At 62.9% G+C, this 10,513-nt stretch carries 12 protein-coding genes; 9 read left to right on the top strand and 3 right to left on the bottom strand.

All coding sequences use genetic code 11. The annotated features are described in order from the left end of the window. Positions 1-201: hypothetical protein (locus LPA37_RS27425; protein WP_229014236.1), on the top strand; the 201-nt coding region annotated here is incomplete at its 5' end. A 45-nt stretch (positions 202-246) separates the two neighbouring features. On the opposite strand, the gene LPA37_RS27430 is transcribed toward LPA37_RS27425, so the two are convergent. From LPA37_RS27430 to LPA37_RS27440, 3 genes are all read right to left on the bottom strand, one after another. Continuing rightward, positions 247-1,515, bottom strand: coding sequence for an SGNH/GDSL hydrolase family protein (locus tag LPA37_RS27430; RefSeq protein WP_228984108.1), 1,269 nt, complete (start codon positions 1,513-1,515; stop codon positions 247-249). Positions 1,516-1,813: 298 nt separating this feature from the next. Further along, entirely contained in the window at positions 1,814-3,436 is a 1,623-nt protein-coding gene (locus tag LPA37_RS27435; RefSeq protein ID WP_229014237.1) for an NAD(P)/FAD-dependent oxidoreductase, read from the bottom strand. Positions 3,437-3,579: 143 nt separating this feature from the next. Then, positions 3,580-3,876, bottom strand: coding sequence for a DUF2628 domain-containing protein (locus tag LPA37_RS27440; protein ID WP_228984092.1), 297 nt, complete (start codon positions 3,874-3,876; stop codon positions 3,580-3,582). Between the two features lie 157 nt (positions 3,877-4,033). Here LPA37_RS27440 and paaA point away from each other — a divergent pair, with 157 nt between their 5' ends. The 8 genes from paaA (at position 4,034) to LPA37_RS27480 (ending at position 10,411) form a co-directional block, all read left to right on the top strand. Continuing rightward, entirely contained in the window at positions 4,034-5,032 is a 999-nt protein-coding gene (gene paaA / locus LPA37_RS27445) for a 1,2-phenylacetyl-CoA epoxidase subunit PaaA (protein WP_229014238.1), read from the top strand. A gap of 65 nt (positions 5,033-5,097) precedes the next feature. Next, on the top strand, positions 5,098-5,394 hold the full coding sequence (gene paaB, locus LPA37_RS27450) for a 1,2-phenylacetyl-CoA epoxidase subunit PaaB (RefSeq protein ID WP_228984088.1): 297 nt from the start codon (positions 5,098-5,100) through the stop codon (positions 5,392-5,394). A gap of 8 nt (positions 5,395-5,402) precedes the next feature. After that, entirely contained in the window at positions 5,403-6,206 is an 804-nt protein-coding gene (gene paaC / locus LPA37_RS27455; protein WP_228984085.1) for a 1,2-phenylacetyl-CoA epoxidase subunit PaaC, read from the top strand. After that, positions 6,187-6,792 carry a 1,2-phenylacetyl-CoA epoxidase subunit PaaD gene (gene paaD / locus LPA37_RS27460; RefSeq protein ID WP_407672642.1) on the top strand — a complete coding sequence of 202 codons (606 nt, stop codon included), beginning with the start codon at positions 6,187-6,189 and terminating at the stop codon, positions 6,790-6,792. The genes paaC and paaD overlap by 20 nt, the downstream gene beginning before the upstream one ends. A gap of 1 nt (position 6,793) precedes the next feature. Continuing rightward, entirely contained in the window at positions 6,794-7,882 is a 1,089-nt protein-coding gene (gene paaE / locus LPA37_RS27465; RefSeq protein WP_228984081.1) for a 1,2-phenylacetyl-CoA epoxidase subunit PaaE, read from the top strand. A gap of 176 nt (positions 7,883-8,058) precedes the next feature. Next, the gene (locus tag LPA37_RS27470) at positions 8,059-8,892 is read left to right on the top strand and encodes a DUF1835 domain-containing protein (protein WP_229014240.1); all 834 of its coding nucleotides are present in this window, start codon (positions 8,059-8,061) and stop codon (positions 8,890-8,892) included. 16 nt (positions 8,893-8,908) lie between these two features. Further along, positions 8,909-9,514, top strand: coding sequence for a TetR/AcrR family transcriptional regulator (locus tag LPA37_RS27475; protein WP_228984077.1), 606 nt, complete (start codon positions 8,909-8,911; stop codon positions 9,512-9,514). 228 nt (positions 9,515-9,742) lie between these two features. After that, positions 9,743-10,411 (top strand): GNAT family N-acetyltransferase, encoded by a 669-nt coding sequence (locus LPA37_RS27480; RefSeq protein ID WP_228984075.1) that lies wholly within the window; start codon positions 9,743-9,745, stop codon positions 10,409-10,411. Positions 10,412-10,513 lie beyond the last annotated feature (102 nt).

Raw genomic sequence — 10,513 nt, forward strand, 5'->3', positions numbered from 1 at the left:
CACCCAAACCGTGCCACCCACACCCACCCGGCACCGCTTCGTTTTGCGTCGCTGCATCCGCAGCACAGAAACGAGATTATGAAGACTCTTTTTCGTCTCGTCAACACTATTTTTTGCTTTCGCTTAAAACCTTGTTGCCGCTACGGCCACTGGTTTCTGCAGCGGCGCTCGTTCGCAAACGAGGAGGCGAATAGTAGGTGAACATCGCCCGTATGACAAGGGGATGACGCAAATCTTTTTGAAGGCCTATTTCCGGACCGGAGTCGCGACTGCTTCGAGCGGGACCGCGTCGGCCATGACCGTGTAGCCGGCGTTGCTCGGGTGAATGTGGTCGCCGCTGTCATAGTCCTTCCGCAGACGATCGGGTTGTGCCGGATCCCGTAACGCGGCGTCGAAATCGACCACGCCGTCGAAAGCGTGGCTCGTCCGGATCCACTGGTTCACTGCGAGGCGAATCGCTTCCCGCTGTGGCGGCAACGACGCCGGTGTCAGCGTGGCACCAAATATCCGGATGCCGCGCCGATGCGCCGCCGCAATAACCCGCTGGTAACCGCCAGTCAAGTCCGCCGCAGTTACCGGTGTATGCGGAAAATCGCAATCGAGCCCGGTGCGCGGAGGCATCGCCGCGAAATTGATGTCGTTGATGCCGATCAGCAGGATCACGGTTTTCACGCCTGGCCGCTCGATAACGTCGCGGCCAAAACGTTTGACGAGCGCGTCGCCGTAACACGGTGAATCGCTCAAAAGGCGGTTGCCGCTTATCCCCAGGTTGACGACCGCCGTCGAATGATCGCCTGCGCGGGCGAAACGGCGCGCCAGCGCGTCTGGCCAGCGGCGGTTCTCGTTGAGACTCGAGCGCATGCCGTCGGTGATGGAATCGCCGATCGCGGCGATCGCACCTGACGCGGGCGCATCGACGGACAGGCCCGTCAGCCACACGAACTGGGTGAACCGCTGACGAAAGGCGTTGCCGGTTGCATCTCCGGCATGATTGCCGGGGACCGACACGTAACTGACCTGGTTCGACACCCGATGCCACGCTACGAGCCGCTGCTCGGGCCCCATAAATGAGCTCACGACGTACGGTGTGCCGCCTGCGATGCCGATCGTGGCCGGATCGCTTTCCGCCGCACCGCCGGGCGGTATCGATACAGTGGTTTTACCGCCGAACGTTACCCGCATCTCTCCGGTACTTTGTGCGGCTGCCCCGCCAGCGGAGCGCGCGATGCGGAGATCCTCGATCACGAGTGGCGCGGTGCCGTACTCATTGCTGATATGCAACCGGACAGCATTTCCCGTCAACGTCGGGTAAATGATCTGACGCACCGTGCGCCCGCCTGTATCGGGCGCGCGATACAGCGCAGGGAGATCCGCCCTCTGGGGAATGGGTTGGAGAGCGGTCGCCCATGCGGTGGTCCAGCTCCCGGCTGTTTCGCTGGCGAGTGCGTCAGTGGAGACGGGGAAATGGGAGAGAAGAACAGCACCGCAGGCTGCGGCGAGCGTACGAAGGCGCATTCGGTTGATTGTTGAGATGGAACAAGGCGTCCATTGTGCACGATCGCGACGTGCTGACGGCTCAGGATTCCGCCGCTCGCGGATCGCCGCTCGCGGTTTGCGGTTTGCGGTTTGCGGTTTTGCCGGTCGCAAGAAGAAACTTGGCGCATTAATCCGGGTGCCCCACGCTATTCCTCGCTACGGCTGGCTGGCCAGGCTCCACCGCGCAGCGACCCACCGCGCATCGGCGTCCTAGCCTGGCCTGGCCTGGCCTGGCCTGACCGAACCAGTTCCCGCGCCGCCCCAGCCAGTCAACCGCTCACGCTTCCTGCGTCGACATCATGTTCAGCGCCAGCGCCTCAGCCACTTCGATGCCGTCGATGGCCGCCGAATAGATGCCACCCGCATAACCCGCGCCTTCGCCCGCCGGATACAGGCCTTCGATATTGACGCTCTGATAGTCCTCTTTGCGTCGCACACGAATCGGCGACGACGTACGCGTCTCGACGCCCGTCAGCACAGCATCGTGCATGGCAAAACCGGCGATCTTTTTGTCGAGCTGCGGCAACGCCTCACGAATGGCCTCGATGACGTAATCCGGCAACGCCGTACCAAGATCGGTCGGATGCACACCCGGCTTGTACGACGGCACGACAGAGCCAAGCGACGTCGATGGCCGCCCCGCGATGAAATCGCCGACGAGCTGCCCCGGTGCGCAATAGTTGCTGCCGCCGAGTTCGAATGCCCGTTCTTCCCACTTGCGCTGAAAGGCGATGCCGGCGAGCGGACCGCCCGGATAGTCTTCCGGCGTAATGCCGACGACAATCCCCGCGTTCGCATTGCGTTCCGCGCGCGAGTACTGGCTCATCCCGTTCGTGACGACGCGTCCCGGTTCGGAGGTCGCCGCGACCACCGTGCCGCCAGGGCACATGCAGAAGCTGTAAACCGCACGCCCATTGGCTGCGTGATGGACGACCTTGTAGTCGGCCGCGCCCAGTTCCTTGTGCCCCGCGAATTTGCCGAACCGGCTCCGGTCGATGATGCCTTGCGGATGTTCGATACGGAAACCGAGCGAAAACGGCTTCGCCTCGATATAAACGCCGCGGTCGTGCAGCATCTGGAAGGTATCGCGGGCGCTGTGCCCGACAGCCAGCACGACGTGGTCGCAGCGCAGCGTCTCGCCATTCGACAGCACCAGCGCGCGCACCTTGCCCCGATCGATCTCGATGTCATCGACGCGCGTCTCGAACCGCACCTCGCCGCCGAGCTCATGAATCGACGCGCGCATCTTTTCCACCATGCTGACGAGGCGGAACGTGCCGATATGCGGCCGACTCAAATAAAGAATGTCTTCCGGCGCACCCGCCTTGACGAATTCGTCGAGCACCTTCCGGCCGTAATGCTTCGGATCCTTGATCTGGCTGTACAGCTTGCCGTCGGAAAACGTACCGGCGCCACCTTCACCGAACTGGACGTTGGATTCCGGATTCAGCACGCTCTTGCGCCACAGGCCGAAGGTATCCTTCGTGCGCTCGCGAACGGCCTTGCCGCGCTCGAGGATAATCGGCCGAAAGCCCATCTGCGCGAGGATCAGCCCGGCGAAAAGACCGCACGGCCCCATTCCGATGACGACCGGACGAAGCGCAGGACTACCGGCAGGCGCTTTCGCGACAAAGTGATACGTCATATCCGGCGTGATGCTGCAATGCGGCTGGCCGGCGAGGCGCTTCACGGCTGCCGCTTCGTCCTTCACCTCGACATCGACGATGTACGTCAGCTTGATGTCGGCGCGTTTGCGGGCGTCGTGGGCACGGCGAAACACCGTGTAACGGACAAGCCCGTCTTTCTTGACGCCAAGATCGGCGAGCCGCGCGAGGACGGCGGCATCGAGCTCGCTTTCGGCGTGATCGAGCGGGAGTTTGATTTCGCTGAGACGTAGCATGGGAACCGGAAATGCAGGAAGCCGCGAAAGCGCGGCTGATCCGCAATTTTACAGGTTATGCCGCTGGGCACGACGAGAACCGGACGCGAACGGGCTTCCGGGCGTCGCGACCGTAGCCGCCCTCAACGCTTCCCGCTGTCTCGCTACAGGGCGACGAACCCCTTGCGCTCAAGCGCCTGCCGATACCATTTGTTGCCGTTCGCGCCGCAGTACGCGGCAAATACAATCGACAGAACAAGGCTCGCAAGATCGGCCATCACGCCGGCAAGCCCGATCACGCTGAGCAACACGTCGACGACAAGCATCAACAGTACGATCAGCCACAGCCGCCGCGTGACCGCCCAGAACGGCCCGAGCAGGCACGCCGGCCAGTTGAACCCGGTGCCGACCGCGATCGTTTCGTGCGTCGCCCGGTGCTGCAGGTAGATTCGCTCTGCCATCTGTTCTTTTTTGTTCCAGGATTAATAGATGCGGCGATCCAGGTGCCTGACGGCACCTCGAATTCCCCCACAACCAATCTCAAAAAAATCATTAACCGACCGGTCGGTTGGTTTATACTGCCGGTCATGCCCAACTCCGGACGAGAGCGTTAAGACCATGTACACGCAATCCCTCGATATTCCTGGCAACGTCGCGCCGATCGACGCCGCCGTCAGTTCGCCCGAGCAAGCCCGCTTCGACGCCGTCATGGAAGCCGACGGCAAGATCGAGGCGCAGGACTGGATGCCCGACGCGTACCGCAAGACGCTCGTGCGGCAGATCTCGCAGCACGCGCACTCGGAGATCGTCGGCATGCTGCCCGAAGGCAACTGGATCACGCGCGCGCCGAGTCTGAAGCGCAAGGCGATCCTGCTCGCCAAGGTGCAGGACGAAGCCGGCCACGGCCTCTATCTATATAGCGCAGCCGAAACGATGGGTGTGTCGCGCGATCAGCTCGTCGACGCACTGCATAGCGGCAAGGCGAAATATTCGAGCATTTTCAACTATCCGACGCCAACGTGGGCGGATGTCGGCGTGATCGGCTGGCTGGTGGACGGCGCCGCGATCATGAACCAGATTCCACTGTGCCGCTGCACGTACGGCCCGTATGCCCGCGCGATGATTCGCATCTGCAAGGAAGAGTCGTTCCACCAGCGGCAGGGTTTCGACGCGCTGCTCGCGATGATGAAGGGCACCGAAGCGCAGCGCGAACTCGTCCAGCAGGCGGTGAACCGCTGGTGGTGGCCGGTGCTGATGATGTTCGGTCCGAGCGACAAGGACTCCATCCACAGCGGCCAGTCGTTCAAATGGGGCATCAAGCGCATTTCGAACGACGATCTGCGCCAGAAATTCGTCGACGCCACGGTCGATCAGGCGAAACTGCTCGGCGTCACGCTGCCGGACGCGGACCTGAAGTGGAACGAAGAGCGCGGACACTACGACTACGGCACGATCGACTGGGAAGAGTTCTGGCGCGTCGTGAACGGCGACGGCCCGTGCAACAAGGAGCGCCTCGCCACGCGCGTGAAAGCGCATAACGACGGCGCCTGGGTGCGCGAAGCCGCCCTCGCTCACGCTGAAAAGCAGCGTCAGCGTGCACAGCAGCACGCAGCCTGAGCGCCGCGGCTGCACTCGCCGCGACGACAGCGGCATCGAAAGGACAAGGATTCAGGAGAGCGACAATGGACAAGTCAGCACATAAAGAATGGCCCATCTGGGAAGTGTTCGTGCGTAGCAAGCAGGGACTCGACCACAAGCATTGCGGCAGCCTGCACGCATCGGACGCAACGATGGCGCTGCGCATGGCGCGCGACGTGTACACGCGCCGCCAGGAAGGCGTGAGCATCTGGGTGGTGCCGTCGTCGGCGATTACGGCGTCCGCCCCGGAAGACAAGGCGGAGCTGTTCGATCCGGCGGGCGACAAGATCTATCGCCATCCGACGTTCTTCACGCTCCCCGACGAAGTCAACCACATGTAAGCGCCGTCATGCCCACTACGCCCCAACACCTCCAGTACGTGCTGCGCCTCGCGGATACCGCGCTGATCCTGGGTCAGCGCAACGCCGAGTGGACTGGCCACGGTCCGATTCTCGAAGAAGATATCGCGCTCTCGAACATGAGCCTCGATCTGATCGGCCAGGCACGTCTCCTGTACCAGCACGCCGCCGAACTGGAAAAGACGCTCACTGGCAACACGCGCACCGAAGACGACTACGCGTACTTTCGCGCCGAGCGCGAATTCGCGAACTACACGCTCGCCGAGCTGCCGCATTACGGCCCGCTCGCCGGCACGGCACACGCGGACAAGGACTACGCAGTCACGATCGTGCGCAATTTCCTGTTCGCGTCGCTGATGGCGCATCTGTGGACGGCGCTCACCGCGTCGACGGACGCGCAGCTTGCCGCGATCGCCGCGAAGTCGATCAAGGAAACGCGCTATCACATGCATCACTCGCGCGAGTGGCTGATCCGCCTGGGCGACGGCACCGACGAATCGCATCGTCGTGCGCAGGCTGCACTCGACTATCTGCTGCCGTACACGCGCGAGTTCTTCAGCGCGGACGACGTCGAAACCGCGATCTCCGCCGCGGGCATCGGCCCGAAAACGGCCGGTCTCGAAGCCGCGTGGTTCGAGGACGTCCGCGAAGCGCTCGACGAAGCCACGCTCACGCTGCCCGAGCCGGTGAAGCACATCACGAGCGGCAAGCACGGTGAGCATTCCGAGCATATGGGCTACGTGCTGGCCGAAATGCAAAGCATCGCGCGCCAGCATCCCGGCGCGACCTGGTGATTTCACGCAACCAACTATCGACAAAACCAGCCGGAGCAAGACGATGACCGCGACACTCGCCGCCCGCCCCGACACCACGCTCGATGACGCATGGGCCGTACTCGAAGCCGTCCCCGACCCGGAGATTCCGGTCGTGTCGATCCGCGAGCTGGGCATTTTGCGCGACGTGCGCCGCGCCGCCGACGGCGTGCTCGAAGTCGTCATCACGCCGACCTACTCGGGTTGCCCGGCGATGTCGCAGATCGCCGAAGACGTCGGTCTCGCACTCGACGCAGCCGGTTTCACGCCGCACCGGATCGCGACCGTGCTGGCGCCGGCGTGGACCACCGACTGGATCACCGCCGACGCGCGCGAGAAACTGCGCGCTTACGGCATCGCGCCGCCGACCGGCAATTGCGCGAGCGATGCGGCAGCGCCGGGCGAGAAAGCGGTCCGCTTCATGCCCCGCCCGATGACGGCGCCGGCCTGCCCGCGCTGCGGCTCCGCGCATACCGAGCGCCTCGCGCAATTCGGTTCGACTGCCTGCAAGGCCTTGTATCGCTGCATCGATTGCCGCGAACCCTTCGACTATTTCAAACCGTACTGATATGGCTACTCCGCAATTTCATTCGCTGCGCATCCGTGAAGTGCGGCCTGAAACCGCCGACGCGGTCTCGGTCGCCTTCGAGGTCCCCGTCGAGCTTCGCGAGCAGTTCCGCTTCACGCAGGGCCAGTTCGTCACGCTGAAGACCCATATCGACGGCGAGGAAACGCGTCGCTCGTATTCAATCTGCGTTGGCGTGACCGACTACGATCGCGATGGCGAACTGCGCATCGGCATCAAGCGCGTGCGCGGCGGCCGCTTCTCGAACTTCGCGTTCGACACGCTGCAGCCCGGCCATTCGATCGACGTGATGACGCCCGACGGCCGCTTCTTCACGCATCTGAACGCGGATCAGGGACAGCAATACGTGGCGTTTTCGGGCGGCTCGGGTATTACGCCGGTGCTCGCAATCATCAAGACGACGCTCGAAATCGAGCCGCGCAGCACGTTCACGCTGGTATATGGCAACCGCAGCGTCGACCAGATCATGTTCGCCGAAGAGCTCGAGGACCTGAAGAACCGCTTCATGAACCGGTTCATCCTGTATCACGTGCTGTCCGATGATCTGCAGGACGTCGAGTTGTTCAACGGCGTGCTCGACCAGCAAAAGTGCACCGAATTTCTGGAGACGCTGCTGCCGGCCGACTCGATCGACGAAGCGTTCATCTGCGGCCCCGGCCCGATGATGGACGCCGCCGAAGCCGCGCTGAAAGCGGCCGGCGTGCCGGCGGGCAACGTGCACGTCGAGCGCTTTGGTTCACCGCTGCCGCAAGCCGGCGTGCCGCCAGTCGAAATCACGGAGAACACGCCCGCAGCCGATCTGGAAATCGTGCTGGATGGCAAACGGCGCAAGCTGCGCCTGCCGTACGAGGGGGTGAGCGTGCTCGACGTCGGTCTGCGCGCAGGGCTCGCGCTGCCGTACGCGTGCAAGGGCGGCGTCTGCTGCACGTGCCGCGCGAAAGTGCTCGAAGGCGAAGTGAAGATGGAGAAGAACTACACGCTGGAACAACATGAAATCGACGACGGTTTTGTGCTGACGTGCCAGTGCCATCCCGTCAGCGATCGCGTGGTCGTGAGCTACGACGAGCGCTGAACGGCGCGGCGGCCATTATGACCGGTCGCCGCAGGCGAACATCGGCGCCGGAAACTTTCAGCACTCCCGCGATCCGCTTACACTAGGGGCCGCTCGCAATCGGGACACCGTCCGGATCGCGAGCGGCCCTTTTTGCCGTTCATACGCCGACACCTCAAGCTGCCCGCCTCCTGCCCATGAGCACGATCCACCTCACGAACGGCGACGTCGCCGCCGACGCCCTGCGCGATGCCTTGCGCCGGGCCGGCCGGAACGAGCGCGTCCTTGCACTAAAGGACGACCTCGCGGTCGGTCCGCTACGCGGCATCGACGATGCGCCGGACACGCGCGTGGACTTCTGGCAACGCGTCTATGGCGACACTGACCGCGACTTTTCCCGTGAATTCGACGAACAGGCTACGGCGCTCGCCGCAGTCGTCAGCGAGTGCTCACATATCGTGGTGTGGCACGCGCAAAGCGCCGCCGATCAGCTGATGCTGCGCCGCGTCTGCTATCACTTGCGCGATGCGCCGCAGCGGCTTAACGAAGTGCGTCTGTCGATTCGCGACCTCACCGATCCTGGCGCGTGGGCGCACAGCCGCAAGGACCAGGCGACCGCTGTCGGCATGTTCGCGCCCGACGTGCTCGAAGCGCAGCTTGCCTGTGCGGCGCCGATCTCCGTGCTGCGCATCAGCCGGCTCGCGCTCGAATGGCAGGACGTGAAGCACGCGAACGGTGAAACGCGACGCTGGCGCGATAACGTGTTCGCGAGCGGCACCTTCGGCGAACTCGACACAGTGATCATCGAGCACGCCGGCGAAGACTGGCGACCGGCTGCGCGTATCGCAGCCCAGCTGATGACAGCCGACATGGGCTTTCTGGTCAGCGACCGGATTGCGCTGTGGCGCTTCCAGGAGCTGGCCGCCGCCGACCGCATCCAGCTGCGCGGCGATGCCATCGCCTGGTCGGGCCTCGAACTTTGTCTCACACGAACACCGCGTCCTGCTACCCTGTCCACCGTCTCAAGCTGATAACAAACACAAGACCATGGCCCGCACACGAGCCCCAGACCACGACACGCAACGCGACCAGATTCTCGAACTGGCCGCTGGAAAGTTCGCGCAAACGAGTTACCCAAGCACTTCGATGGCCGACCTTGCGGCGGCAAGCGGCACGTCGAAGGCGCGTCTCTACCATTACTACGCGAGCAAGGAAGCCATCCTGTTCGACCTGCTCGACCGCTACACCAAACGGCTGATGCTGATCATCGCGGAAGTCGAAGGCGCGAGCCAGCGGCGCGGCCTGAGCGAACGCGAGACATTCGCAGAACTGATCCGTGCATTTCTCGCCGAATACGAGACGTCGCACAGCCGGCACGTCGCGCTGTTGAACGACGTCAAATATCTCGTCGACACCCAGCGCGAGATCATCCTGAACCGTCAGCGCGACGTCGTCGCGGCGTTCGCACGGCAGTTGTCGCGCGCCTACCCGGAGCGCGCGACGCGTGAAAACCAGACCGCGCTGACGATGATGGTGTTCGGCATGATCAACTGGACATTCACGTGGCTCAGGCCAGACGGCCGGATGGGTTATCCGGAATTCGCGGAACAGGTGGTCGCCGTGGTCGACCGTGGCCTGCGGGCAAGCGAGTAAATTGCGCGTCGCATCATTAAATTTTTTGATTTGCTAAAAGGGTCGCTTCATAAAACGAATTCAACGGCACGAATATACATATAAAAAACAGTTAGTTAGCCGAGAATATTTCGCACCATAGAGCGACCCCTCGAATCCATGTACGGGTTTTCCCTAGTGATCAATTGGCATTTCCAGTAGAATTCGTTTTGCGGCGCACCATGCCGCCATACGAAAAGGAGAACCGCCATGACCCAGACCACTACGCGCGCCAACGAGCTGATCGTTGCATCCGGTCGCCCATTGTCGACAGCTGCACGCGCACCGGCTCTGGTTCGGGAACTCACTGTGCTGGATCGCGAAAAGCTGCTCGCTCACTTCCTCGCGCTCGACGCAGACGACCGTCTGCTGCGCTTCGGCCAGATCGTGCCGGATCACGTCATCGAAAATTACGTCCGTACGATCGACTTCAAGCGCGACACGGTGTTCGGCGTGTTCGATACCCGGCTGCAACTCACTGGCGTCGGCCACCTTGCCTATCTGCCTGCCGAAGGCGACAGGCGCACGGCCGAATTCGGCGTGTCCGTGCTCGAGAGCGCGCGCGGCGAAGGCATCGGCACGAAGCTGTTCGAACGCGCGGCGATCCGCAGCCGCAATACGCACGTCACCATGCTGTACATGCACTGCCTGTCGCGCAATTCGACCATGATGCACATTGCCAGGAAGTCCGGCATGAAGATCGAGTATGCGTACGGCGAAGCCGATGCGTATCTCTCGCTCAAGCCGGCCGACCAGTCGAGCATCATGACTGAAATGCTGCAGGAACAGGCCGCCGTCTTCGATTACGCACTCAAGCGCCAGGCGCGCAACGCATCGAAGATTTTCGAATCGTTCATGCCGGCTGTTGAGGCCGCATAGACCAGCAGGTCAATGCAGAATCGGCATAGGGGACGGCCATGAGGCCGTACCCCTGCCACACCACCCGGCATGCGGGTCCGCACCGGGCGGTTCGGGAAGTTG

The organism is Paraburkholderia gardini (assembly GCF_907164545.1).
GTDB classification, from domain to species: domain Bacteria; phylum Pseudomonadota; class Gammaproteobacteria; order Burkholderiales; family Burkholderiaceae; genus Paraburkholderia; species Paraburkholderia gardini.